This window comes from Streptomyces showdoensis (genome assembly GCF_039535475.1).
In the GTDB taxonomy this organism is placed as follows: Bacteria; Actinomycetota; Actinomycetes; order Streptomycetales; family Streptomycetaceae; genus Streptomyces; species Streptomyces showdoensis.
Genome location: NZ_BAAAXG010000026.1, coordinates 3,399,989 through 3,424,755 on the forward strand (window position 1 = coordinate 3,399,989; position 24,767 = coordinate 3,424,755).

The 24,767-nt window shown below is 72.1% G+C and carries 24 protein-coding genes; 12 read left to right on the plus strand and 12 right to left on the minus strand.

The window, feature by feature from the left end; translation table 11 throughout:
- Positions 1 to 21: 21 nt before the first annotated feature.
- On the minus strand, positions 22 to 1,779 hold the full coding sequence (locus tag ABD981_RS28615) for an NAD+ synthase (RefSeq protein WP_046909878.1): 1,758 nt from the start codon (positions 1,777 to 1,779) through the stop codon (positions 22 to 24).
- A 144-nt stretch (positions 1,780 to 1,923) separates the two neighbouring features.
- Positions 1,924 to 2,757 carry a DUF4190 domain-containing protein gene (locus tag ABD981_RS28620; protein ID WP_046909879.1) on the minus strand — a complete coding sequence of 278 codons (834 nt, stop codon included), beginning with the start codon at positions 2,755 to 2,757 and terminating at the stop codon, positions 1,924 to 1,926.
- 200 nt (positions 2,758 to 2,957) lie between these two features.
- Between ABD981_RS28620 and gadC the strand changes: the two genes are divergently transcribed.
- From gadC to ABD981_RS28635, 3 genes are read left to right on the plus strand one after another with little or no spacing between them, the layout of a single operon-like run.
- Complete coding sequence (gene gadC, locus ABD981_RS28625) at positions 2,958 to 4,448, plus strand: glutamate/gamma-aminobutyrate antiporter GadC (protein WP_123954840.1); 1,491 nt, start codon at positions 2,958 to 2,960, stop codon at positions 4,446 to 4,448.
- A 12-nt stretch (positions 4,449 to 4,460) separates the two neighbouring features.
- Positions 4,461 to 5,192: a DUF998 domain-containing protein gene (locus ABD981_RS28630; protein WP_046909881.1), complete on the plus strand. Its 732-nt coding sequence runs from the start codon at positions 4,461 to 4,463 to the stop codon at positions 5,190 to 5,192.
- A gap of 44 nt (positions 5,193 to 5,236) precedes the next feature.
- On the plus strand, positions 5,237 to 6,046 hold the full coding sequence (locus tag ABD981_RS28635) for an alpha/beta fold hydrolase (RefSeq protein WP_046909882.1): 810 nt from the start codon (positions 5,237 to 5,239) through the stop codon (positions 6,044 to 6,046).
- A gap of 15 nt (positions 6,047 to 6,061) precedes the next feature.
- Here ABD981_RS28635 and ABD981_RS28640 read toward each other — a convergent pair whose 3' ends face one another.
- From ABD981_RS28640 to ABD981_RS28655, 4 genes are all read right to left on the minus strand, one after another.
- Positions 6,062 to 6,481, minus strand: coding sequence for a CBS domain-containing protein (locus ABD981_RS28640; RefSeq protein WP_046909883.1), 420 nt, complete (start codon positions 6,479 to 6,481; stop codon positions 6,062 to 6,064).
- 140 nt (positions 6,482 to 6,621) lie between these two features.
- Positions 6,622 to 7,242 (minus strand): DUF305 domain-containing protein, encoded by a 621-nt coding sequence (locus ABD981_RS28645; protein WP_046909937.1) that lies wholly within the window; start codon positions 7,240 to 7,242, stop codon positions 6,622 to 6,624.
- A gap of 2 nt (positions 7,243 to 7,244) precedes the next feature.
- Positions 7,245 to 7,922: a thioredoxin-like domain-containing protein gene (locus ABD981_RS28650; protein ID WP_046909884.1), complete on the minus strand. Its 678-nt coding sequence runs from the start codon at positions 7,920 to 7,922 to the stop codon at positions 7,245 to 7,247.
- Positions 7,923 to 7,999: 77 nt separating this feature from the next.
- Positions 8,000 to 8,386 (minus strand): hypothetical protein, encoded by a 387-nt coding sequence (locus tag ABD981_RS28655; protein WP_046909885.1) that lies wholly within the window; start codon positions 8,384 to 8,386, stop codon positions 8,000 to 8,002.
- Between the two features lie 238 nt (positions 8,387 to 8,624).
- Between ABD981_RS28655 and ABD981_RS28660 the strand changes: the two genes are divergently transcribed.
- Genes ABD981_RS28660 through ABD981_RS28670 form a run of 3 tightly spaced genes read left to right on the plus strand, consistent with a single transcriptional unit; the run spans position 8,625 to position 10,979 of the window.
- Positions 8,625 to 9,986, plus strand: coding sequence for a glutamine synthetase family protein (locus ABD981_RS28660; RefSeq protein WP_046909886.1), 1,362 nt, complete (start codon positions 8,625 to 8,627; stop codon positions 9,984 to 9,986).
- 13 nt (positions 9,987 to 9,999) lie between these two features.
- Positions 10,000 to 10,401 carry a hypothetical protein gene (locus tag ABD981_RS28665; protein ID WP_046909887.1) on the plus strand — a complete coding sequence of 134 codons (402 nt, stop codon included), beginning with the start codon at positions 10,000 to 10,002 and terminating at the stop codon, positions 10,399 to 10,401.
- Between the two features lie 59 nt (positions 10,402 to 10,460).
- Positions 10,461 to 10,979 (plus strand): GNAT family N-acetyltransferase, encoded by a 519-nt coding sequence (locus tag ABD981_RS28670; RefSeq protein WP_338058646.1) that lies wholly within the window; start codon positions 10,461 to 10,463, stop codon positions 10,977 to 10,979.
- On the opposite strand, the gene ABD981_RS28675 is transcribed toward ABD981_RS28670, so the two are convergent.
- Positions 10,976 to 11,407, minus strand: a complete 432-nt coding sequence (locus ABD981_RS28675) for a VOC family protein (RefSeq protein WP_046909888.1) — start codon at positions 11,405 to 11,407, stop codon at positions 10,976 to 10,978. The genes ABD981_RS28670 and ABD981_RS28675 overlap by 4 nt on opposite strands.
- Before the next feature lie 140 nt (positions 11,408 to 11,547).
- Here ABD981_RS28675 and ABD981_RS28680 point away from each other — a divergent pair, with 140 nt between their 5' ends.
- Positions 11,548 to 14,535 (plus strand): bifunctional [glutamine synthetase] adenylyltransferase/[glutamine synthetase]-adenylyl-L-tyrosine phosphorylase, encoded by a 2,988-nt coding sequence (locus tag ABD981_RS28680; protein WP_046909889.1) that lies wholly within the window; start codon positions 11,548 to 11,550, stop codon positions 14,533 to 14,535.
- Here the strand turns inward: ABD981_RS28680 and ABD981_RS28685 are convergent.
- From ABD981_RS28685 to ABD981_RS28695, 3 genes are all read right to left on the minus strand, one after another.
- Positions 14,486 to 14,944, minus strand: a complete 459-nt coding sequence (locus ABD981_RS28685; RefSeq protein WP_046909890.1) for a hypothetical protein — start codon at positions 14,942 to 14,944, stop codon at positions 14,486 to 14,488. The two genes, ABD981_RS28680 and ABD981_RS28685, sit on opposite strands and share 50 nt — an antisense overlap.
- A gap of 138 nt (positions 14,945 to 15,082) precedes the next feature.
- Positions 15,083 to 15,301, minus strand: coding sequence for a hypothetical protein (locus ABD981_RS28690; RefSeq protein ID WP_046909891.1), 219 nt, complete (start codon positions 15,299 to 15,301; stop codon positions 15,083 to 15,085).
- A 17-nt stretch (positions 15,302 to 15,318) separates the two neighbouring features.
- The gene (locus ABD981_RS28695; protein WP_046909892.1) at positions 15,319 to 15,933 is read right to left on the minus strand and encodes a TetR/AcrR family transcriptional regulator; all 615 of its coding nucleotides are present in this window, start codon (positions 15,931 to 15,933) and stop codon (positions 15,319 to 15,321) included.
- A gap of 122 nt (positions 15,934 to 16,055) precedes the next feature.
- Here ABD981_RS28695 and ABD981_RS28700 point away from each other — a divergent pair, with 122 nt between their 5' ends.
- The gene (locus ABD981_RS28700) at positions 16,056 to 17,693 is read left to right on the plus strand and encodes an APC family permease (protein ID WP_240495356.1); all 1,638 of its coding nucleotides are present in this window, start codon (positions 16,056 to 16,058) and stop codon (positions 17,691 to 17,693) included.
- Positions 17,603 to 19,174, plus strand: coding sequence for an amidohydrolase (locus tag ABD981_RS28705; RefSeq protein ID WP_046909893.1), 1,572 nt, complete (start codon positions 17,603 to 17,605; stop codon positions 19,172 to 19,174). The genes ABD981_RS28700 and ABD981_RS28705 overlap by 91 nt, the downstream gene beginning before the upstream one ends.
- On the opposite strand, the gene ABD981_RS28710 is transcribed toward ABD981_RS28705, so the two are convergent.
- Both ABD981_RS28710 and ABD981_RS28715 read right to left on the minus strand, forming a co-directional pair.
- Entirely contained in the window at positions 19,158 to 20,075 is a 918-nt protein-coding gene (locus tag ABD981_RS28710) for a phosphatase PAP2 family protein (RefSeq protein WP_046909894.1), read from the minus strand. The genes ABD981_RS28705 and ABD981_RS28710 overlap by 17 nt on opposite strands.
- A gap of 87 nt (positions 20,076 to 20,162) precedes the next feature.
- Positions 20,163 to 21,185 (minus strand): LacI family DNA-binding transcriptional regulator, encoded by a 1,023-nt coding sequence (locus ABD981_RS28715; protein ID WP_046909895.1) that lies wholly within the window; start codon positions 21,183 to 21,185, stop codon positions 20,163 to 20,165.
- A 317-nt stretch (positions 21,186 to 21,502) separates the two neighbouring features.
- Here ABD981_RS28715 and ABD981_RS28720 point away from each other — a divergent pair, with 317 nt between their 5' ends.
- The 3 genes from ABD981_RS28720 to ABD981_RS28730 are packed head-to-tail and all read left to right on the plus strand — an operon-like array spanning position 21,503 to position 24,730.
- Positions 21,503 to 22,780, plus strand: a complete 1,278-nt coding sequence (locus ABD981_RS28720; protein WP_046909896.1) for an extracellular solute-binding protein — start codon at positions 21,503 to 21,505, stop codon at positions 22,778 to 22,780.
- 31 nt (positions 22,781 to 22,811) lie between these two features.
- Complete coding sequence (locus ABD981_RS28725) at positions 22,812 to 23,825, plus strand: carbohydrate ABC transporter permease (protein ID WP_046909897.1); 1,014 nt, start codon at positions 22,812 to 22,814, stop codon at positions 23,823 to 23,825.
- A complete protein-coding gene (locus tag ABD981_RS28730; RefSeq protein WP_046909940.1) occupies positions 23,819 to 24,730 on the plus strand; it encodes a sugar ABC transporter permease in 912 nt (303 codons plus the stop codon). The genes ABD981_RS28725 and ABD981_RS28730 overlap by 7 nt, the downstream gene beginning before the upstream one ends.
- Positions 24,731 to 24,767: the final 37 nt, after the last annotated feature.

The following is a 24,767-nucleotide window of genomic DNA, read 5'->3' on the forward strand; positions in this document are numbered from 1 at the left end:
CCCGGGCCGCCGGAGCCTCCGTCAGGAGCGGGTCTCCCGCCAGCGGTTGGTGATGGGCAGCCGGCGGTCCTTGCCGAAGCCCTTCGCGGAGATCTTGGTGCCCGGCGGGTACTGGCGGCGCTTGTACTCCGCCGTGTCCACCATCCGCAGGGTGCGGGCCACCAGCTCCTCGTCGAAGCCGGCCGCGACGATCTCGTCCTTGCCCCGGTCCCGGTCGACGTAGAGCTCCAGGATCCGGTCCAGCACCGCGTAGTCCGGCAGCGAGTCCGTGTCGACCTGGTCCGGGCGGAGTTCGGCGCTCGGCGGCTTGCTGATCGAGTTCTCCGGGATCGGCGGGACCTGACCGCGCTCCTCGGCGGCCCGGTTGCGCCAGCGGGCGAGCCGGAAGACGTCCGACTTGTAGACGTCCTTGATGGGCCCGTACGCGCCGACGGAGTCGCCGTACAGGGTGGAGTAGCCCACCGCCAGCTCGGACTTGTTGCCCGGTGCGAGGACCAGGTGGCCCTCCTGGTTGGAGAGCGCCATGAGCAGCGTGCCGCGCAGCCGGGACTGCAGGTTCTCCTCGGCGAGGCCGGTCAGGCCGAGGGAGCCCATGTAGGCGTCGAACATCGGCTCGATGGAGACGGTGCGGAAGTCGAGGCCGGTGCGGCGGGCCAGTTCGGCGGCGTCGCCGCGCGAGTGGTCCGAGGAGTACTTCGAGGGCATCGACACGCCGTGCACGTGCGCGGCGCCCACCGCGTCGCAGGCGATGGCGGCGACCAGGGCGGAGTCGATGCCGCCGGACAGGCCGACCAGGACGGACCGGAAGCCGTTCTTGGCGACGTACGCCCGCAGGCCGACGACCAGCGCCGAGTAGACCTCCTCGTCGTCGTCGAGCCGCTCCGCGTAGCCGCCGGTCACCTCCCGCTCGTACGGCGGCAGCGGCTCCTCGGAGAGCACCACCCGGTCGATCCGCAGTCCGTCGTCGACGGTCCCCCCGGGGGCGTCCGGGAGCGCGGCGGGCAGGTCGAGGTCCAGGATCACGCTGCCCTCGGCGAACTGCGGGGCGCGCGCGACGACCTCGCCCGCGGCGTCCACGACGATCGAGTCGCCGTCGAAGACCAGGTCGTCCTGGCCGCCCGTGCTCGCGAGGTAGGCGGTGGTGCAGCCGGCCTCCTGGGCGCGCTTGCGGACCAGTTCGAGGCGGGTGTCGTCCTTGTTCCGCTCGTACGGCGAGGCGTTGACCGAGAGCAGCAGTCCGGCCCGGGCGCTGCGGGCCGCCGGGACCCGGCCGCCCTCCTGCCACAGGTCCTCGCAGATGGCGAGGGCGACGTCGACGCCGTGGACGCGGAGTACCGGCAGGGTGTCGCCCGGGACGAAGTAGCGGTACTCGTCGAAGACGCCGTAGTTGGGCAGGTGGTGCTTGGCGAAGCGCAGCACCACCTCGCCGCGGTACAGCACCGCGGCGGCGTTCTCCGGGGAGCCGGCGGGCCGGCCGAGCCGGGGCCGGTCGCGCTCGGACCGGTCGAGGTAGCCGACGAGGACCGGCAGCTCGCCGAGGCCCTCGGCCGCGAGGCGCCGCCCGAGCGCCCGCAGGGCGTCCCGGGAGGCCTCGACGAACGAGGGGCGCAGCGCCAGGTCCTCGACGGGGTAGCCGGTCAGCACCATCTCGGGGAAGGCGACGAGGTGCGCCCCCTGCTCGGCGGCGTGCCGGGTCCACTGGACGACGGCCTCGGCGTTGCCGGCGAGATCGCCGACCGTCGAGTCGATCTGATTCAGGGCGAGGCGTAGTTGAGGCACCCCCCCCAGTCTAATCGTCAATTCGACGCTATGTCCTGGGGAATGCCCGGGAACGCCCGGGGAACGGGAACGGCGGGCGCGATCCGCGCCCGCCGTCCCCGGATTCCGTCCGGCTGCCGTGCCGCTCTCGCGCGGCGTCAGGCCCTACTTCGTCGGGCCGGTCCAGACCGCGGAGTCGTGGTCCAGCACGGTCGGGGAGATCTCCACCTGGAGCTCGCCGGCGGCGTCGGGCTTCACGCCGAAGGTGAAGTCGGCCTTGGCCTGCTTGCCGGGGAGCACCTTGCCCTCGAAGGGCTTGGTGGCGTAGCTGCCGTCGAAGACCATCTCGGCGGCCGCGCCGTTGGCGTCGCTCGCGTTCGGCAGGGCGGCCGTGATGTCGACGGCCTCCTTGCTGCCGTTGACGATGGTGACGGTCACCTGGAAGGCCTTGTTGCCCTTGGTGAAACCGGCCGCGAACTCGTCGGGCTTGTGGGCGCGCGGCTTGGAGACGGTGACCTTGATGCCGTCCTCGTACGTGAAGGTCTCACCGAACTTCAGCGCCTCGGGGGCCTTGTCGGACGGGTCGGCCGAGGGCTCGGCGGCGCCCTTGCTCGGCTCGGCGGAGGAGCTGGCGGCGCCCTTCAGGCCGCCCTCCTTCTCCAGCTCGTCGGCGACGTCCTTCACGGCGGTGGCGATGACGACCGTCCAGACGATCGCGACCAGGACCGAGACGGCGCCCAGGACCAGGCCGGTGACGGCCATGCCCTTGTTGGTGGCCAGGCCCTTGCCGGCCCGCGAGGCGCCGACGATGCCGAAGATCAGGGCCAGCAGGCCCAGGATCGCGCCCAGCCAGAAGAGGAAGGGGATGATCGCGAAGACCAGGCCCACGATGCCGAGCACCAGTGCCGTGGTGCCGAGCCCGTTGCGGGGCTGGGCCGGGGGCTGCATCCCCGGGGCGCCCCAGGGCTGCTGGTCGGGGGAGTGGGTGGGCATGGTCATGCAGTGTCCTTCGAGAGGGTTCGGGGCATGGCAAGACCGCCCCACCCCTGGAGGTCATGACCGTAAGCCAGGTGGATGTGAAGAGACCAGTTGATTTGTGAACGAGACGTGTTCGTGATCCACACGAGGGCCGGAACACGCGGGTTCCCGCCTCTTTCGGCCGACATGCGAAGCCGGTCCGGGCCGCTGATCATGGGCCCATGACGACCACTGACGATCCGGCAGAGTCGGCTGGGAACACCGGCACGGCCGCCGTGACCGACGCGGAGCTCCGCCAGGACGACGGCACCAGAAGGCAGTTCATCTCCTGGCTGACGCTCGCCTTCATGACCACCGCGTCCGTCGCCTCGCTGCGGCCCTCGCCGTCCATGGCCATCTACGGACTCGCGGCGATCTTCCTCTACCTGCTGCCCGCGATCGTGTTCCTGCTCCCCACCGCCCTGGTCGGCGCCGAGCTCGCCTCCGGCTGGGAGGGCGGCATCTACCGCTGGGTCAGCGAGGCGCTCGGCAAACCGCTCGGCTTCCTCGCCGTCTGGTGCCAGTTCGCCATGACGATCGCCTACTACCCGAGCCTGCTCGCCTACGTGGCCTCGACCTTCGCGTACGTCATCGACCCCTCCCTCGCGGAGAACGGCCTCTACGTCGCGATCGTCATCGTCGTCGTCTACTGGACCGGGGTCTGGATCTCCGCGCGCGGTACGAAGGCGATCGCCGGCCTCTCCTCCTTCGGCCTGATCGTCGGCACCCTCATCCCCGGCGTCCTGCTCGTCGCCCTCGGCATCGTCTTCCTCGGCCAGGGCAACCCCTCCGCGCAGCCCATGAGCCCCGACCACTGGCTGCCGCCCTGGACCGGCCTCGCCAGCCTGGTCCTCATCGTCAACAACTTCCTCTCCTACGCGGGCATGGAGATGAACGGCGTCCACGTCTCCTCGCTGCGCGAGCCCAAGCGCGAGTACCCGAAGTCGATGTTCCTGGCGACCGGCCTCGTCCTGCTGATCTTCATCCTTCCGGCCCTGGCCATCGCCTGGGTGATGCCCTCCGAACAGCTCAGCCTGACCGCCGGACTCATGCAGGCCTTCCAGGCCTTCTTCGACCACTTCTCCATCGGCTGGATGACCAAGGTCGTCGGCGTCATGCTGGTCTGCGCCGCCCTCGGCGGCATGCTCACCTGGCTCTCCGGACCCGCCAGGGGCCTCGTCCTGCTCTCCCGGCAGGAGGGCTATCTGCCGCCCGCCTTCCAGAGGTTCAACAAGGCCGGCGCCCCCGTGAACATCATGGTCGCCCAGGGCGTCGTCACCACCCTGATCGGCATCCTCTACGCCTTCAGCGACGACGTCTCCAGCGCGTACTGGATGTTCTCCGTGATCACCGTGCAGATCTACCTCATCGCCTACCTGCTGATGTTCGTCGCCGTCGTGAGACTGCGCAGGACCCGGCCCTCCGTGGACCGCGGCTTCCGCGTCCCCGCCGTCACCTGGGTCGCCTCCGTCGGCTTCGTCTCCTCCCTCGCCGCCCTCGCCATCGGCTTCGTACCGCCCGACCAGTTCGGCGACCAGCCGCTGTGGCGCTACCTCCTGATCGTCGGCGGCGGCCTGCTCCTCCTCGGCCTCGCCATCCCGGCGGCCCTGCTCAAATACCGCAAGCCGGGCTGGATCCACCCGGAACACCGGGAACCATCCGCCGCACCCTGACGTAGGACCAGTGTGTCCAGGAAAGCCACCCGCGCCGCCGCCGTCCTCCTCGCGCTCGGCGCGCTGGCGTACACCGCCTGGGTGCTCGAAGTCGTCGTCCAGACCGGGCTCGACCCGGTCCGGACCTACGTCTCCGAGCTCGCCGCCGCCGACCAGCCCCTCGGCGGCCTGTTCCGCGCCACCGACCTCACGGCCGGGCTGCTCGTCCTCGCGGGCGCGCTGACCGGCCTCGCGGCCACCGGCTGGCACGGCCGGGCCGGCGGCGCCGGGACCTCCTGGGCCCGGCGCGAACCCGGCCCGCGCCGCCCCTGGCTGCTCGCCGGCTGGCTCGCCCTCGCGCTCTTCGGCGCCGCCACCGCCGTCGACTCCCGCCTCCCGCTCAGCTGCACCCCCACCGCCGACCCCGAGTGCGCCGCGCGCGAGACCGCCGGACTCGTGCCCGCCACGCACACCGCCCACGCCGTCAGCTCCAGCCTCGCCATGGCCGGCGCGCTGACCGCGATGGTCGCCCTCACCGTGGCCGCCCGCCGCTACGGCCTCTGGCGCCCCCTCGCCCGCACCGGCCCCGCCCTCGTCGCCCTGGAACTCGCCGCCACCGCCTGGACCCTCGCCGCCGTGGCCGCCTTCGAGGCCGGCCAGGGCATGTGGTCCCTGGGCGCCGGCCAACGCCTCCAGGTCCTCCTCGTGGCGGTCTGGCTGGCGGTCCTGGCGGGGTCGGTGTGGCGCGAGCGGGGGCGGGCGTGAGGGCGGTACGGGGCCCGGGGCGGGCCGGCGAGGGAACGGCGCCCATGACGACCCCCGCCCCCCTCTTCGTCCGCCTCGGCGGCGTCCCCCACCACGTCGTCGTCGACGGCTCCGGGCCCGTCTGCGTCCTGTCCGCGGGGCTCGGCATGAGCTGGTTCGACTGGGACCCGGTCGTCCCGCTGCTCGCCCCGCACCGCACCGTCGTCCGCTTCGACCGCCCCGGCCACGGCCTCTCCGCCCCCGCCGCCGGACCGTCCACCGCCGCCGGGGAGGCCGACCGGATCGCCCGCCTGCTCGACGCCCTGCGGCTGCCCGGGCCCGCCACCGTCGTCGGCCACTCCCTCGCCGGCCTCCACGCGGAGGCCTTCGCGCGCCTCCACCCCGCCCGTACCGCCGCCCTCGTCCTCGTCGACTCCTCCGTCGAGGAGCGTCCGCGCGCCTCCCGCACCGCCCCGGCCCGCGCCCGCCTGCTGGGCGCCGTGCTGTCCGCCGCCGGGATCCCGGCCGCGCTCGGACCGGCCGCCCGCCGGCTCTCCGTACGGCACGACCCCGCGCCGCCCGCCCTGGTCCGCCGGGTCTACCGCACCTCGCGGGTGCTGCGCGGCACCCTCGACGAGAACGCCCGCTACGGCGCCGTCGCCGCCGAACTCCTCGCCCTGCGCGCCTGGGCGCCGCTGCCGCCGGGCCTCCCCGTCACCGTGCTCGCCGCGCCCGACGGCTCCGCCCGCTGGGAACGCCGCCAGCGCGCGCTGGCCCGACGGCTCGGCGCCCGCTACGAGGCGGCCGAGCCGTCGGGCCATCTGGTCATGCTGGACGACCCGGAGGCCGTGGCCCGGGCCGTGCTCGGGGAGTAGGAGCCCCGGAGCGGGTCAGGAGGCGGCGTACACGCTCGCGCAGAACGCCTTCAGCTGCTCGTCCGACAGCTGCTGGGCCAGATCGGCCTCGCTGATCATGCCGACCAGCTTCTTGTTCTCGACGACGGGAAGCCGCCGGATCTGGTGGCTCTGCATCTCCTCCAGCACCGCCCCCACGTCCGCGCCCGAGTCGATCCAGCGGGGCGTGCCCTTGGCCATCTCACCGCAGGTGATCTTGGCGGGATCGTGGCCCATCGCCACACAGCCCACGACGATGTCGCGGTCCGTGAGGATGCCGCAGAGCCGCTCGTTCCGGTCGGCGATGGGCAGGGCGCCCACGTTCAGGTCGCGCATCAGCTGGGCGGCGCGGTCGAGCGTCTCGTGTGCGGGGATCCACTGGGCCCCCGCGTGCATGATGTCCTTCGCCGTGGTCATGGGGTGCGTACCTTTCGTCGGACGCCGATCGCGGTCGTACGTACGGAAGTCCCCGAGCACTCTCGATTGTCCGTTCACGACGCGGCCCCCGCGACCGCTGGGGTCACGGGGGCCGGCGCATCGGCACAAGGGGGCGGCGGTCAGGCGCCGCGCTGCCTGAGCATGTCCGCCATCAGCTTGATCTCGGACTCCTGGGCGTCGACCATGCCCTGCGCGAGGTCGCGCTCGACCCCGGGCACGCACCGCTCGACACAGCCCTGGGCCATGTGGATGCCGCCCTTGTGGTGCGCGGTCATCAGCTTCAGGTACAGCACCTCGGCGTCCCGGCCGGAGGCCTCGCGCAGCCGGTCGAGGTCGGCGCGGGTGGCCATGCCCGGCATGAGCTCGCCGTCCTCGCCGCCCGCGGCCATGCCGCCCATGTCCATCCAGGTCATCGGCTCCACGCCGGACTGCACCTTCGGCAGCCCCCACAGGTCGAGCCAGCCCAGCATCATGCCGCGCTGGTTGGCCTGGGTGTTGGCGATGTCGTACGCGAGGCGGCGCACGTCCTCGTCCTTCGTGCGGTCGCGGACGATGAAGGACATCTCGACGGCCTGCTGGTGGTGGACGGCCATGTCACGGGCGAAGCCCGCGTCCGCCGACTCCGCCGTCGGCGTGGCCGGCGCCTTGTCGCGGTCCGCGGAGGCGACGGTGACCGCGCCCCCGGCGAACAGCAGCGCCAGGACCACGGCGGTGACGGACGCCCACTGCGTACGGTTCAGCTTCACTGGCCCATCCCGGCGCCGCCCTGACCGTCCGCACCGACCCCACCGGTGCAGGCGGCGCCCGGCTCCGGCGTCTGCGGGCCGTTCACGTACTTGGTGAAGAAGGCGTCGACCCGCGGGTCGCCCGCGCCGTCCACGGTCACCTGCTTGCCCCAGGCGCTCAGCATGATGGTGCCGGACTGGTCGTCGACCGGGCTCATCAGCGAGTACGGGGTCTTCTTGACCTTCGAGCTCAGCTTCTCGACGTCCGCGGGGGACGCCTTCTTGTTGTACGTCACCCAGACGGCGCCGTGCTCCAGGGAGTGCACCGCGTTGGTGTCGTTGACCGCCTTGGTGTACACGTCGCCGTTGCAGTTCTGCCAGACCGGGTTGTGGTCCCCGCCGACCGGCGGCTTCATGTCGTACTTCACCGGCGTGGTGACGTGGTTGCGGCCCAGCTTCTTGGCGTCCCAGGACTTCTCGTCCTTGATGGGGGCCTTGGCGGCGGCCTCCTGCTGCTCCTGCTCCTTGTTCTCCTTGGTGATGACCCAGCCGCCGAAGCCGACGAGGCTGAGCACGACGACGGTGGAGAGACCGATGGTCAGGAAGCGGTTGCGGCGCTCACGGGCCTGCTCGGCGCGGCGCAGCTCCTCTATCTTGGCGCGGCGGTCGGCGGTGGTGGAGCGGTTCGCGGCCATGGTGGTGTCGTCCTTCTCGGAAGTTCGGAAGTGAAGAAGAAAAAATGCGAACGAACTGAGGGGGATAACCCGGCCGCTCACGTCCGCAGGACTTGAAGGACGTGGAGGTCCGGCGCACGGGGCTGTGCGCCGGGGCGGGGCGCCTGGCCGGAGTGGGGCGGCGCGCCGGGGCGCGGGGGCCGTCCCTCCGCGTGCAGCGGGGTGGCCGGCGGCGGGGCGCTGAGCACCGCGGGGGAGAGGGACGGGAAGAGGGAGCAGCCGCCCGGGTCGTAGGGGCAGACGAACTCGTCGACCACCGAGGTGTGGTGCCGTGCGGCCGTCTCGTGCCCGGCGAACCGGTCGGCGCCGCCCGGGTCGCCGACACCCAGACAGAGGAAGAGCGCGCCGAGGAGCGTCGCCACGGCACTCGCCAGTGCCAGGGGACGCGCGTGTCGCGGCGGGCCGATGAGCCGGGAGGCTCCCATGGGCGCCGATCGTAGTGGCAGAAGCGGACCCTTGGGCCGGACGGGGGATCAGTCGGTACCGGAAAGATGCCTGACCGGCGCCGTTTTCCGGCCGCTTCCCCGTTACCTGAGTCACAGCGGACCAGGCACTATGGGTGTGCAACGTGCACGAAACCATGTGGTGGGATGCTCAGGTGCCCCCCCGATGTGCCCGAGGCGGTGGGAGCAGGCGGCCTGACCAGCGAGGATGGGTGTGGAAATGGACAAGCAGCAGGAATTTGTGCTCCGTACGCTCGAGGAGCGCGACATCCGCTTCGTGCGTCTGTGGTTCACCGACGTGCTGGGCTTCCTGAAGTCGGTTGCCGTGGCTCCCGCCGAGCTTGAGCAGGCGTTCGACGAGGGGATCGGCTTCGACGGCTCCGCGATCGAGGGCTTCGCCCGTGTATACGAGTCGGACATGATCGCCAAGCCGGACCCGGGCACCTTCCAGATCCTGCCCTGGCGTGCGGAGGCCCCCGGCACGGCCCGAATGTTCTGCGACATCCTCATGCCCGACGGCTCGCCGTCCTTCGCGGACCCGCGCTACGTCCTGAAGCGGGCCCTCGCCAAGACCTCGGACCTGGGCTTCACCTTCTACACCCACCCCGAGATCGAGTTCTTCCTGCTGAAGGACAAGCCGCTCGACGGCACGCGGCCGACCCCGGCCGACAACTCGGGCTACTTCGACCACACCCCGCAGAACGTGGGCATGGACTTCCGCCGCCAGGCGATCACGATGCTGGAGTCGATGGGCATCTCGGTGGAGTTCTCCCACCACGAGGGCGCGCCCGGCCAGCAGGAGATCGACCTGCGGTACGCGGACGCCCTCTCCACCGCCGACAACATCATGACCTTCCGCCTGGTGATGAAGCAGGTCGCGCTCGAACAGGGCGTCCAGGCCACCTTCATGCCGAAGCCGTTCTCCGAGTACCCCGGCTCGGGCATGCACACCCACCTCTCCCTCTTCGAGGGCGACCGCAACGCGTTCTACGAGTCGGGCTCCGAGTACCAGCTCTCCAAGGTGGGGCGCTCCTTCATCGCGGGCCTGCTGAAGCACGCCGGCGAGATCTCGGCCGTCACCAACCAGTGGGTCAACTCCTACAAGCGCATCTGGGGTGGCTCGGGCCGCACCGCGGGCTCCGGCGGCGAGGCCCCCGCGTACATCTGCTGGGGCCACAACAACCGCTCCGCGCTGATCCGCGTCCCGATGTACAAGCCCGGCAAGATGGGCTCCTCCCGCGTCGAGGTCCGCTCCATCGACTCGGGCGCCAACCCGTACCTGACCTACGCGGTCCTCCTCGCCGCGGGCCTCAAGGGCATCGAGGAGGGCTACGAGCTCCCGGCCGGCGCCGACGACGACGTCTGGGCCCTCAGCGACGCCGAGCGCCGCGCGATGGGCATCGAGCCCCTCCCGCAGAACCTGGGCGAGGCCATCGCCCTCATGGAGCGCAGCGAACTGGTCGCGGAGACCCTCGGCGAGCACGTCTTCGACTTCTTCCTGCGCAACAAGAAGCAGGAGTGGGAGGAGTACCGCAGCGAGGTCACCGCCTTCGAGCTCCGCAAGAACCTGCCGGTGCTGTAGGCGCCGCGGCGCCGTGCGACTCCTCCCGACCACCCCCAACCGCTGCGCGAACACCATCCCTGGCGTCGCCCCGGCCGTCCTCCTCGCCGTGCACGCGGCGGAGTCGGGGGCCGGCTGGGCCCTCGCCGCCGCCCTGGCCTCGCTGGTGTTCGCGGTGCGGGGCTGGCGGCTGGGGGTGCGGTGCGAGCCGGGGCGGCTGGTGGTGCACGGCTATCTGCGGACCCGCCGGATCGACCGGTCCCGGATCACCGGGGTCACGGACTTCCCGGCCGTCCGCTGGACCGCGCCCGGCGGCCGGGAGCGGTGGACGCCGGTCCTGGCCTTCCTCGGCACGTCCGAGGAGACGGCCGGCACGCGCCGCCGCAAGCGCGAGAACGTGGCGCGGCTGCGGCGCTGGGCGGCCGGGCGGCGCTGAGCCGTCGGCTCCGGTCAAACCCGTTGCGGCGGCGAGGGCGACGTCCGACACTGCGGAGCGTGAACGACGTGACCATGATCCAGACCGCCCGGCTCCGGCTGCACCCGCTCTCCTTCGGCGACGCCCAGCGCATCGTCGACGCCCGGCCCGCGCCGGGGGAGCTGTGGGCCGAGGGCTACCCCGGCGTCGGCGACACCGGGGTGGCGCGCGCCTTCCTCGCCGGGATCGCCGAGCGGGGCGACCCCGGCGTCTACCGGCCGTACGCGATACGCCTGGACGCCGACGGCCTCGTCATCGGCGGCATCGGCTTCCACCGCCCGCCCGGGCCGGACGGCGTCGTCACCGTCGGCTACGGCCTCGTCCCGGCCTTCCGCGGACAGGGCTACGCCTCCGAGTCCCTGCGCGGCCTGATCGGCCGCGCCCGCGAGGCCGGCGCCACCGCCGTCCGCGGCGACGCCGACCTGGACAACATCCCCTCGCAGCGGGTGATGGAGGCCGCGGGCATGGTGTACGAGGGCGAGGACGACAAGGTGCGGAACTACCGCGTCGTGTTCCAGGGGGCCGCGGACGCCACCTAGCGCTCCGACAGTTCCGACGGGGCCTCCTGGACCACCCAGCCGTTGCCGTCCGGGTCCGCGAAGGTCAGGAAGGAGTTCCAGGTGCCGCCCTTGCCCTCCTCCCAGCCCGTCGCGCCCACGTGCATCACCGGGGACACGTCCACGCCCGCCTCGACGAGCCGGTTCCGGGCCCCCTCGATGTCGGTGACGCAGAACTGGAGGCCGTGCAGCGTGCCGGGGGCCATCCCGCGGGTGCCGGGGAACGGCGGCATGCCCTCGATCAGGGCCAGCGAACAGCGCGAGCCGGGCGGTGTGAGCTGGATGATCCGGACGCCCGGGGCCACCTCCTGGTCCAGGTCGACCGTGAAGCCGCACCGGTCGGCGTAGAACTCCTTGGCCCGGTCCAGATCGGTCACGGGGACGGGGACGACTTCCAGGGTCCAGTTCACGTTCGGGGCTCCTCGGGCGACGGTATTCAGGCCGTACCACCGTGCCCGGGACGGCGCCGCCACGCACCTCGAAACGCCAAGGCGGCCGTTCGCCGGATAGGCTCGTCCGGGCTGGACCGACCGGCGGAGGGAGCGGCGGCATGACGGTGCCGGGACGCAGGAGCAGCACGTTCAGCAGGCTGCTGCGGCACGGGTTCACCGATCCGTCCGCCGCCGAACGGCTGCTCGACCTGGAGGAGCTCGCCGCCCTGCGCGACGACTCGGTGCTGCTCGACGCCCTCGGCGGCACCGCCGACCCCGACCTCGCCCTGCGCGGCCTGGTCCGGCTCGTCGAGGCGCAGCCCGAGGCGGAGCGGCCCGCGCTCACCACCACGCTGCTCTCCGCCAAGCCCTTCCGGGACCGGCTGCTCGGCGTGCTCGGCGCCTCCGAGGCGCTCGCCGACCACCTGGCCCGCCACCCGCACGACTGGCAGGCCCTCGTCACGTACGAGGCCGCCGACCTCCACCCGGGCGTCGCCGACTTCGAGCGCGGGCTCGCCGAGGCCGACGACCCGGTCTCGCTGCGGGTCGCCTACCGGCGCTGCCTGCTCGCCCTCGCTGCCCGCGACGTCTGCGGCACCACCCACGTCGCCCAGACCGCCGCCGAGCTCGCCGACCTCGCCACCGCCACCCTGCGCGCCGCCCTGGCGCTCGCCAAGGCCGCCGCGCCCGAGGACGCCGCCCAGTGCCGGCTGGCCGTCATCGCCATGGGCAAGTGCGGCGGCCACGAGCTCAACTACGTCTCCGACGTCGACGTCATCTTCGTGGGCGAGCCGGCCGAGGGCGCCGACGAGGGCAAGGCGGTCCAGGCCGCGACCCGGCTCGCCTCGCACCTCATGCGGATCTGCTCCGAGACCACCGTCGAGGGCACCATCTGGCCGGTCGACGCCAACCTCCGCCCCGAAGGCCGCAACGGCCCGCTCGTGCGCACCCTCTCCTCCCACCTCGCCTACTACCAGCGCTGGGCCAAGACCTGGGAGTTCCAGGCCCTGCTGAAGGCGCGCGCGGTGGCCGGCGACCCGGAGCTCGGCGCCGCCTACATCGACGCCGTCTCCCCGCTCGTCTGGCAGGCCGCCGAGCGCGAGAACTTCGTCCCCGACGTGCAGAAGATGCGCCGCCGGGTGATCGACAACATCCCCGCCGCCCAGGTCGAGCGCGAGCTGAAGCTGGGCCCCGGCGGCCTGCGGGACGTCGAGTTCGCCGTCCAGCTCCTCCAGCTCGTGCACGGCCGCAGCGACGCCACGCTGCACAGCGGCACCACCCTCGACGCGCTCGCCGCCCTCGCCGCCGGCGGCTACGTCGGCCGCGCCGACGCCGCCCAGCTCGACGACGCCTACCGCTTCCTGCGCGCCATGGAGCACCGCATCCAGCTCTACCGGCTGCGCCGCACCCACCTCGTACCCGAGGGCGAGGCGGACCTGCGCCGCCTCGGGCGCTCCCTCGGCCTGCGCACCGACCCGGTCGCCGAGCTCAACAAGGAGTGGAAGCGGCACGCGGCCGTGGTCCGCCGGCTGCACGAGAAGCTGTTCTACCGGCCGCTCCTCGACGCCGTCGCCCAGCTCGCCCCCGGCGAGATCCGGCTCAGCCCCAAGGCGGCCGGCCAGCGCCTGGAAGCGCTCGGTTACGCCGACCCCTCCGCCGCCCTGCGCCACCTGGAGGCCCTGTCCTCCGGGGTCAGCCGCAAGGCCGCCATCCAGCGCACGCTGCTCCCGGTGCTGCTCGGCTGGTTCGCCGACTCCGCCGACCCGGACGCCGGACTCCTCGGCTTCCGCAAGGTCTCCGACGCCCTCGGGAAGACCCCCTGGTACCTGCGGCTGCTGCGCGACGAGGGCGCCGCCGCCGAGAACCTGGCCCGGGTCCTGTCGGCCGGCCGGCTGGCCCCCGACCTGCTGCTGCGGGCCCCCGAGGCGGTCGCGCTCCTCGGCGACCCCGAGGGCCTCAAGCCGCGCGGCCGGGACCACCTGGAGCAGGAGGTCCTCGCCGCCGTCGGCCGCGCGGACGGCGCCGAGCAGGCGGTCGCCGCGGCCCGCGGAGTGCGCCGCCGCGAGCTCTTCCGTACCGCCGCGGCCGACCTCATCCGCTCGTACGGCACGGAGGACAGCCCCCGCGAACCCGACCCCGGCGCCCTCGTCGACCGGGTCGGCAAGGCCGTCACCGACCTCAACGCGGCCACCCTCGCGGGCGCGCTCCGGGCGGCCGTGCGGGCCGAGTGGGGCGACGAACTGCCCACCCGCTTCGCGGTGATCGGCATGGGCCGCTTCGGCGGCCACGAACTCGGCTACGGCTCCGACGCGGACGTGCTGTTCGTGCACGAGCCCCGCGAGGGCGTCGACGAGCAGGAGGCCGCCCGGGCCGCCAACCGGGTCGTCACCGAGATGCGCAGGCTGCTGCAACTCCCCACCGCCGACCCGCCCCTGCTCATCGACGCCGACCTGCGCCCGGAGGGCAAGAGCGGCCCGATGGTCCGCACCCTCAAGTCCTACGAGGCCTACTACCGCCGCTGGTCGCTCGTCTGGGAGGCGCAGGCCCTGCTGCGCGCCGAACCGATGGCCGGCGACGCGGAGCTCGGCGCCCGCTTCATCGAGCTCGCCGACCCGCTGCGCTACCCGGTGGAGGGGCTCGGCGAGGACGCGGTGCGCGAGATCCGCCGGCTCAAGGCCCGGATGGAGACCGAGCGGCTGCCGCGCGGCGCCGACCCGACCCTCCACGCCAAGCTGGGCCGCGGCGGACTGAGCGACGTCGAGTGGACGGTGCAGCTGCTCCAGATGCGGCACGGCTGGGCCGAGCCCGGCCTGCGCACCACCCGGACCCGCGAGGCCCTGGCCGCCGCCCACGCGGCGGGCCTGCTCGCCACGGAGGAGGCGCAGATCCTCGACGAGGCCTGGGTGCTGGCGACCCGGGTGCGCAACGCGGTGATGCTGGTCCGCGGCCGGGCCGGCGACACCTTCCCCTCCGAGCCGCGCGAACTGGCCGCGGTCGGGCGCTACCTGGGCTACGGTCCGGGCCACGTCGGCGAGATGGTCGACGACTACCGACGGATCACGCGCCGGGCGCGGGCGGTGGTGGAGGAGCGCTTCTACGGCGCGTAGCGCGGCGCAGGGCGCTCGTCGGGATCAGCGAGGCGAGCGCCGTCAGGGCCACGACGAGCAGCATGAGGCGCAGGGGCAGCAGGGCGCCGGGAGCGTCGTCGATCTCGTCGACGCCGTTCCACACCGCGACGATCCAGGCGAAGGTCCCCGTCGTCACGGTCAGCCAGAGCCGCCGCTCGCCGGAGATCCGCAGGCCGATCCAGAGCACCAGCGGCATCACCAGGGCCGTGTTCATGAGCGCCGTGGTGAACGCCTGGTCCGCGGAGTAGGCCGGCCCCCCGGCACCCAGGGTCGACGCGGCCTGTCCGGCGAAGCCCAGGTACAGGGTGTCGGAGAGGATCAGGTGCGAGGCGGCGACGGCGAGCGAGGAGACGGCCAGGGCCTTGAACGGCCGGGAGACGGTGGTCATGCCGGGGACTATACGCAGTGTGTATACATGGAGTGCATAGTGGGGTGGAGGAACCCCCGCTCGCCCTGGGAGTCCCCGCTCGCCCCGGGAGTCCCCGCTCGCCCCGGGTGTCCCTGCCCGCCCCGGGGGTCCCCGCGGCTACTCCCCGCCGCCCGCGCCCCCGTCGCCGCCGAAGGGGTACTCGCCCCCGTTCCGCTTCCGGCCGGAACGGGTTGCGCCGCGCGCCAGTCGGCCCGCCGCCTGGGTCGCCGCGGCCACGCCGTGCGTCCAGCGCGGGCCGCCCCGGGCCGCCCAGACGACGCAGACGCAGCCCGCGACGGTGAGGGCGAGGACGCCGGACAGGATGAGGACGACCACGGTGCGGTTCTCCTTCGTCAGGTGGTGGCGGCCGCGAGCCGCCTCCGGCAGTGTTCCAGGTATCCGGCGAGCGCCAGTTCGAAGGCCGTGTCCGTCCGGCCCTCGGCGACCTCCGCCAGCGCGCGGGCCAGGTGGGGCGTGGCCGTCTCGTCGGCCAGCTCCCACATCGCCTCCGGCGCGGCCATGTCGAGGGCCGAGCCGAGCACCAGGTTCTCCATGGCGATGATCACCGGCATCACGTCCGCCAGCGGGAACCCCGCGTCCAGCAGCCGCACCACGGCCTTTTCGTACTGCAGCAGCACCTTGGGCGCCCGGACCGGCGAGGTGGTGAGCGTCGGGATCGCGCGTGGATGGGCGGCGAAGGCGGCACGGTAGGAGCGGGCCCAGGCCCCCATGGCCTCGTCCCAGGGCTCCAGGTCCAGCGCGGCGTCGTCGATCGCGGCGCAGACCCGCTCCCGCAACAGCTCGACTATGCCGTCCCTGCCGTCCACATGGTGGTACACCGAGGCCGTCTGCACGCCGAGCCGCCGGGCGATCTGCGGCACGCTGAAGTCGCCCTGCTCGTCGACGAGTTCGAGCGCCGTGGTGGTGATGCGCTCCCGGTCGAGGAGGGGTGTGCGCGGCCGGCCCATGAAGGTTTTCCCCCTGTTCAGGTCTTCCCGAATCGTTGGACCCGAGGCTACATTGCGCCAACCGAAAGGCTTTAGGTTTCCTCCCCGGACCCGACGTCCTGCCAGCGAAGGGCTTCTCCCGCATGTCCTCCAGCACCGCCGAAGAGCCGCCACAGCCGCCCGGGCTGAGAACCGGCAGCCTCACCACCGCCGACATCTCCTTCTTCGTCGTCTCCGCCGCCGCCCCGCTCACCGTGATGGCCGGAGTCGCCCCCATCGCCCTCGTCCTCGGCGGCATCGGCGCCCCCGCCGGCTACCTCCTGGCCGGCATCACCCTCGCCGTCTTCGCCGTCGGCTTCACCACCATGAGCCGCCACGTCCGCAGCGGCGGCGCCTTCTACGCGTACATCGCCCAGGGCCTCGGCAAACCCGTCGGCATCGCCGCCGCGCTCATCGCGATGGTCGGCTACAACGGCATGGAGATCGGCGTCTACGGACTCCTCGGCTCCGCCACCGCCGACACCGCCCAGGCCCTGTGGGGCGTCGACCTGCCCTGGCTGCCGATCGCCCTCGCCGGCCTGCTGCTCATCTGGTACGGCGGCTACCGCTCCATCGACTTCGGCGCCAAGGTCCTCGGCGTCCTCCTCGTCGCCGAGACCGGCATACTCCTGCTCCTCGCCGGCGGCGTCCTGCTGGAGGGCGGCGCGACGGGCCTCTCCCTCGCCTCCTTCGCCCCCGGCAACGTGCTCGTCCCCGGCACCGCCGCCGTGCTCGCCTTCGCCTTCTCGGCCTTCACCGGCTTCGAGTCCACCGTGATCTACCGCCGCGAGGCCCGCGACCCCGACCGCACCATCCCCCGCGCCACCTACATCGCGGTCGCGTTCCTCGGCCTGTTCTACGCCTTCATCGTCTGGACCGTCATCCAGGCCTTCGGCGACGACCGGGTCGTCGCCGCCGCCTCCGACGACCCCGGCGGGCTCTTCTTCGCCGCGATCACCACGTACGTCGGCCCCTGGGCCGCCGACCTCATGCACGTGTTCATCGTGACCAGCATCATCGCCTCGCTCCTCGCCTTCCACAACGCGATCAACCGCTACGGCCTCGCCCTCGCCGAGGAGGGCGTCCTGCCCGCCGCGCTCGGCCGGATCCACCCCCGCCACCGCTCCCCGTACGTCGCCGGCCTCGTCCAGACCGCGCTCGGCGCCGTCGTCGTCCTCGGCTTCGCCGCCGCGGGCGCCGACCCGTACGCACAGCTGCTGCTCTGGGTGAACACCCCCGGCATGCTCGGACTCATGGCGCTGATGCTGCTCGCCGCCCTCGCCGTCGTCCGCTACTTCCGCCGCGTCCCGCACCGGGAGGGCGCGCTGCGCACCCTCGTGGCCCCCGGCACCGCCGCCGTCCTGCTGGCCGTCGCGATCTGGCTGGTCGCCTCCAAGGTCCAGCTCTTCACCGGGGCCTCGGCCACCGTGGACGCGGTCCTCGTCGCCGTCGTCCCCGCCGTCTTCCTCCTCGGGCTCCTCCTCGCGTACCGGCTGCGCCGCACCCGTCCCGAGGTCTACGCCCACTTCGCCGAAGAACCGGCCACCGAACCCGCCGCCGAAGCACGCCTCACCGACGAAGCCCCCACCGACGAAGCCTCCACCGACGAAGCCTCCACCGACGAAGCCCCCACCGAAGGAGCCGATCCCTCGTGTCCGCGCCCGACCTCGTCCTCGTCGACGCCCGCCTCCGTACCCCCGCCCTCTCCCGCCACACCGCTGTCGCCGTCCGCGACGGACTGATCACCGCCATCGGAGACGACGCCGACGCCCGCACCTGGCTCGGCCCCGGCACCGAGCTCGTCGACCTCGGCGGCGCCACCCTCACCCCCGGACTCACCGACGCCCACAGCCACCCCGTCTGGGGCCTGGAGATGTCCGCGGGCACCGACCTCTCGGCCGTCACCGACCTCGACGGACTGCGGGCCGCGCTCCGCGCCGCCGAGCGGCGCGAGGGCTGGGTGGTCGGCTACGGCCTGGACCACAACACCTTCGGCGGGCGCCCCATCCACCACGAGCTGATCGAGGAGGCGCTCGACGGCGCCCCCGCCTTCCTCCGGCTCTACGACGGCCACTCCGCCCTCGCCAGCGCCGCCGCCCTCCGGGCCGCCGGCATCGACGGCCCGCGCGCCTTCACCCAGCGCTCCGAGATCGTCTGCGACGCGGCGGGACGCCCCACCGGGCACCTCAACGAGCACGCGGCCATGGACCTGATGAACCCGGTGCTCCCCGCCCAGCCCTTCGCCGAGCGCCGCGACCGGCTCGTCGAGCTGCTCGGCGCCATGGCCGCCACCGGACTCACCGGCGCCCACGTCATGGACCTCGGCGGCCACGACGTCCCCGGCCTGCTCGACGCCGTCGAGGCCGCCGGCGAGCTGCCGGTACGGCTGCGCCTCGCCCCGTGGTGCATGCCGGGGGCCACCGCCGAGGAGCTGGACGAGCTGGTCCGGCTGCAGGACCGGGCCGGGCGGCTCTGGCGGATCGGCGGGGTCAAGTTCTTCATGGACGGCACCGTCGAGGGCGGCACCGCCTGGCTGGAGCACGCCGACTGCCACGGCCAGGGCACCGACGCCTTCTGGCCCGACCCGGCCGCGTACTCCGCCGCCGTACGGCACCTGCACCGGGCCGGCGTCGGCACCGCCACCCACGCCATCGGCGACGCGGCGGTACGGCACGTCCTGGACACCGTCGAGTCCCTCGGCACCGGGGCCGGCCCCCGCCACCGGATCGAGCACATCGAGACCGTCCCCGACGGCCAGCTGGCCCGCTTCGCCGAGCTCGGCGTCGTCGCCTCGATGCAGCCGCCGCACACCGCGTACACCCGGGCCGACCACACCGACGAGTGGTCCAAGCGGCTCGGCGACGAGCGGGCCGACCGGGCCTGGCGCTGCCGGGACCTCCGCGAGGCCGGGGCGCACCTCGCGCTCGGCTCCGACTGGCCCATCGCCCACTACGACGCCCGGCAGGTCCTCGCCACCGCCCGGGCCCCGCGCGGCGCCGCCGCGGCCAGGCCCGGGCTGACCGGACCGATGGCCCTGGAGGGAATGACCTCGCACGCCGCGTTCGCGGCGGGGGAGGAGCTCGTGGCGGGCCGCATCGCCCCCGGGCACCGCGCGGACCTCACCGCGTTCACCGTCGACCCGGCGACGGCCCCGGCCGACGAGACCGCCGAGGCCCCGGTCCGGCTCACGGTGACCGGCGGCCGGATCACGTACCGGAGCTGACCCGGCGCTCCTCCGCCTCGGCGTCGTCCGCCCCCTTCGCCGGGGGCGGACCGCCCTGGGGGCCGCCCTGGGCGACCGGGGCGGGGTGCTCCACCAGCTTGGGCAGCCGGTGCGGGCGGGAGCCGTACCAGAAGTACGAGACGGCGAAGCCGAAGGCCAGGCAGATCATGCCGCCGACCGCGTCCATCCAGAAGTGGTTGGCGGTGGCCACGATGACGACCAGGGTCGCCGTCGGGTAGAGCAGGCCGAGGATCCGCGCCCAGGGCGCCTTGGCCAGCAGGAAGATGGTCACGCCGCACCACAGCGACCAGCCGATGTGCATCGACGGCATCGCCGCGTACTGGTTCGACATGTGCTTGAGGTTGCCCGAGGCCATCGAGCCCCAGGTGTGGTGCACCAGCACGGTGTCGATGAAGTCCTGGCCGTTCATCAGCCGCGGCGGCGCGAGCGGGTACAGGTAGTAGCCGACCAGGGCCACGCCGGTGGTGGCGAACAGGACCGTGCGGAACGCCGCGTAACGGCCCGGCTGCCATCGGTACAGCCACACCAGCACACCGATGGTCACGACGAAGTGCAGGGTGGCGTAGTAGTAGTTCATCGACACGATCAGCCAGGTCACCGAGTTCACGGCGTGGTTGACGGTGTGCTCGAAGGCGAGCCCGAGGGAGTGCTCGGCCTGCCAGATCCAGTCGGCGTTCTTCAGCGCCTGGGCCTTCTGCTCCGGCACCGCGTTGCGGATGAGGGAGTAGGTCCAGTAGCTGATCGCGATGAGCGCGATCTCGAACCAGATCGTCGGGCGCCGGGGCGCCCGGGCACGCAGGCGCGCGAACCTTCCGCCGGTCACGATGGGTGACGACGGGGTCGTCCGGTTTTCCAAACTCTTCACGGTCGTTTCACCCATGGGAGGAGAGTCTGCCAGATCCCTTTCCTCCGACCGATCATCCCTCGGTCGGGTTCGGAGCGCACCCTCTCCGACTCAGGGCGGAGCTCAGCCCCGTACGGGAGCCGAGGCCGTTGAACCGCGAACGACCAGCTCGGGCATGAAGACGAACTCGCTGTGCGGGGCCGGCGTACCGCCGACCTCCTCCAGGAGCGCACGGACCGCCGCCTGCCCCATCGCCTGCACGGGCTGCCGGATGGTGGTCAGCGGCGGATCGGTGAACGCTATGAGCGGGGAGTCGTCGAAGCCGACCACCGACACGTCCCTGGGCACCTGGAGGCCCTGCTGGCGTGCGGCCCGGATGGCGCCGAGCGCCATCATGTCGCTGGCGCAGACGATCGCGGTGCACCCCCTGGAGATGAGCGCGGCCGCCGCGGCCTGGCCGCCCTCCAGGGTGTAGAGGGAGTGCTGGATCAGCTCCTCGGCCTCCTCGGGGGAGAGCCCGAACCGCTCCTGCATCCCCTTGCGGAAGCCCTCGATCTTGCGCAGCACCGGCACGAACCGCTTGGGCCCGACGGCGAGCCCGATCCGGGTGTGCCCGAGCGCGGCCAGGTGCGTCACCGCCAGCACCATCGCGGCCCGGTCGTCGGGGGAGACGAAGGGGGCCTGCACCTTGGGGGAGAAGCCGTTGATGAGGACGTACGGGACGCCCTTGCCGCGCAGCTGGTCGTAGCGGGTGGTGTCGGCCGTGGTGTCGGCGTGCAGCCCGGAGACGAAGATGATCCCGGACACCCCGCGCTCCACCAGCATGTCGGTGAGCTCGTCCTCCGTGGACCCGCCGGGCGTCTGGGTGGCGAGCACCGGCGTGTACCCCTGCCGGGTCAGGGCCTGCCCGATGACCTGCGCGAGCGCGGGGAAGATCGGGTTGTCCAGTTCGGGGGTTATGAGCCCGACGAGCCCCGCGCTGCGCTGACGCAGGCGCACGGGACGCTCGTAGCCGAGCACGTCGAGTGCGGCGAGCACGGATTCACGGGTGGCCCCGGCCACACCGGGCTTGCCGTTGAGCACGCGGCTGACTGTGGCCTCACTGACCCCCGCCTGGGCTGCGATGTCGGAGAGCCGCGCGGTCATGGGAGTGGACTGTACCGGTCGCCCGTCGGATTGCCCACCGAACGCGGGTTCCAGCCGTCGTGCACGGACTGCCGGTCGTCTTTCGCAAGTTCTTGCAAGGGGTGGAGGGGTCCGGGCGCTGTCAAGCGCCCCGTAGGCAACCTTCAGGACACGTGGATGTAACGATCGCCGGGTCTTGCAGAAAGTTCCCGCAAGGTCTTTCGGCTCGTTTTCATCCCTGTTACGTTCCTGGCAACCCGGGGCGCCGCGAGGGAGCGGTCGCATGAGGAACCTTTCAGAACCCTCGTCCAATCCGGGATCATGTTGAAGGAGTTCACATGCGGCGTGGCATAGCGGCCACCGCGCTGGTCGCGGCCCTGGGTGTGTCCCTGGCGGCGTGCGGAAGCGGAGACGGTTCCACCGGCGGCGGCTCGAAGGGCTCGGGTGAGCTGTCCGGCACCGTCACCTGGTGGGACACCTCCACCGTCGGCTCCGAGGACAAGGTCTTCAAGAAGCTCGCCGAGGACTTCACGAAGAAGCACCCCAAGGTCACGGTCAAGTACGTGAACGTGCCCTTCGGCGACGCCCAGAACAAGTTCAAGAACGCCGCCCAGTCCGGCTCCGGCGCCCCCGACGTGATCCGCTCCGAGGTCGCCTGGACCCCGGACTTCGCGAACCTCGGCTACCTCGCCCCGCTGGACGGCACCGCCGCCCTGAAGGACCAGGACGACTTCCTCAAGCAGGCCGCCGCCTCCACCAAGTACGACGGCAAGACCTACGCGGTGCCGCAGGTCATCGACTCCATGGGCGTCTTCTACAACAAGAAGATCTTCAAGGAGGCCGGCGTCGAGGTCCCCAAGACCATCGACGAGCTGAAGTCCGTCTCCGCCAAGATCAAGCAGAAGACCGGCAAGACCGGCCTGTACCTGCGCGGCGACGACGCCTACTGGTTCCTCTCCTTCCTGTACGGCGAGGGCGGCGACATGGTCAACGCCGAGACCAAGACCGTCTCCATCGACAACCCGGCCGGCGTGAAGGCCTTCAAGACCGTCAAGGACCTGGTCGACTCGGGCGCCGCCAAGACCGACGCCACCGACGGCTGGAACAACATGCAGACGGCCTTCAAGGACGGCAAGGTCGCCATGATGATCAACGGCCCGTGGGCCGTCGCCGACACCTACGCCGGCAAGGAGTTCGCCGACAAGGCCAACCTGGGCATCGCCCCGGTCCCGGCCGGCTCCGCCGGTCAGGGCGCCCCGCAGGGCGGCCACAACCTCGCCGTCTACGCGGGCTCCAAGAACCTGGACGCCTCCTACGCCTTCGTCGAGTACATGAGCTCGCCCGAGGTGCAGACCCAGGTCGCCAAGGAGCTGAGCCTGCTCCCGACCCGCTCCTCGGTCTACGGCAAGTCCGACGTGGCCATGAACGAGATGATCACCTTCTTCAAGCCGGTCGTCGACAAGGCCGTCGAGCGCCCCTGGATCCCCGAGGGCGGCAGCCTCTTCGCCCCGCTGGTCACCGAGTACACCAAGGTCCTCACCAACCAGACCACCCCGGAGCAGGGAGCCAAGACGGCGGGCGAGTCCTACCGCAAGCTCCTGAAGGACTGGAAGTAACAAGGAAGCGGGAAGGAAGGCAGACCGGCTGATGGCTGTGGACACCAGCAGCCAGTCGGTGGCGAAGGCCGCGGGCGAGGACGTCGCCCGCGGCCGGAGCCGCGGAACTGGCAACCGGCAGGGAGCGGTCAAGCGCTCCCTCTCCACCCACTGGTACGCCTGGGCGATGGTCGCCCCGGTGGTGATCGTGATCGGCGTGATCATCGGCTATCCGCTGGTCCGCGGCATCTGGCTGTCGCTCACGGACGCCAACGAGCGCAACGTCGAGCGCTCCATCGGCGTCAACCACATCCCCGCGACCTACGAGTTCGTGGGCGTGGACAACTACGTCGACGCGCTCACCGGGAACCAGTTCCTCTCCACCCTGGGCTGGACCCTGGTGTGGACGGTCTCCTGCGTCTCCGTGACCTTCGCCCTCGGTCTCGGTCTCGCCAACCTCCTCAACCGCAGGATCGCCGGCCGCTCCGTCTACCGGATGCTGCTGATCCTGCCCTGGGCCGTGCCCGGCTTCGTCTCCGTCTTCGCCTGGCGCTTCCTCTACAACGAGGACAACGGCCTGCTCAACAAGATCCTCGCCGGCGGCGGCATCGACGCGGTGCCGTGGCTGAACGACCCGACCTGGGCCAAGTTCTCGGTCATCGCCGTCAACGTCTGGCTCGGCGTCCCCTTCATGATGGTCGCCCTCCTCGGCGGGCTGCAGTCCATCCCCGGCGAGCTCTACGAGGCCGCCGAGATGGACGGCGCCGGCGCCCTGCAGCGCTTCCGGCACATCACCCTGCCCGGGCTGCGCTCGGTGTCCACGACGGTGATCCTGCTCTCCACCATCTGGACCTTCAACATGTTCCCGGTGATCTTCCTGCTCACCCGGGGCGGTCCCGGCGAGGCCACCCAGATCCTGGTGACCCAGGCGTACAAGTTCTCCTTCGAGATCAGCCCGCGCGACTACGCCCAGTCCTCCACGTGGGGCGTGCTGATCCTGATCCTCCTGATGGTCTTCGCCGCGGTCTACCGGCGAGTCCTCCGCAAGCAGGGAGAAGTCTGGTGACCACGACCACCCCCGCCGCCAAGGCCCCCGCCCGCCGCGCCGCCCAGGCCCCCGCGGCCCGGCCCGCCAAGGCCCCGCGCCGAGGCCGCCGTTCGCCGCTCAGCTCGGCCGCGCTGCACCTCACCCTGATCGCGGCCTCCGTGATCGCCGTCTTCCCGGTGCTGTGGGTCCTGCTGACCTCGCTCAAGCCGGCGAAGTTCGCGGCCACCACCGACTTCTTCAAAGACACGACGTTCGAGAACTACACGAACCTGCTGAACGACACCCCGTTCCTCACCTGGTTCGGGAACTCGCTGCTGGTCGCCGCCCTCACCACCGTGCTCGGCGTCTTCGTCTCGTCCACCACCGGCTACGCCGTCAGCCGCTTCCGCTTCCCCGGGAAGCGCGGACTGATGTGGACGCTGCTCATCACCCAGATGTTCCCGGTCGCCGTCCTCATCGTGCCGATCTACAACATCATGGCCTCGATGGGCCTGCTCAACAGCCCGGCCGGCCTGGTCATCACCTATCTGACGATCGCCGTCCCGTTCTGCGCCTGGATGATGAAGGGCTTCTTCGACACCATCCCGCGCGAGATCGACGAGTCGGGGTACGTCGACGGCCTCACCCCCTTCGGCACCTTCTGGCGGCTCATCCTGCCGCTGGCCAAGCCGGGCATCGCGGTCACCGCGTTCTACTCCTTCATCACCGCCTGGAGCGAGGTCGCCTACGCCTCCGCGTTCATGGTCGGCGACGAGAACCTGACCCTCGCCGGCGGACTGCAGAAGTTCGTCAACCAGTACGGCGCCCAGTGGGGTCCGATGTCCGCGGCCTCCGTGCTCATCGCCATCCCGGCCGCCCTGGTGTTCCTCTTCGCCCAGCGCCACCTGGTGACCGGCATGTCCGCCGGCGCCGTCAAGGGCTGAGCCGCAGGCCGGCGCCGCACACCGCGCCGGGGCCCGC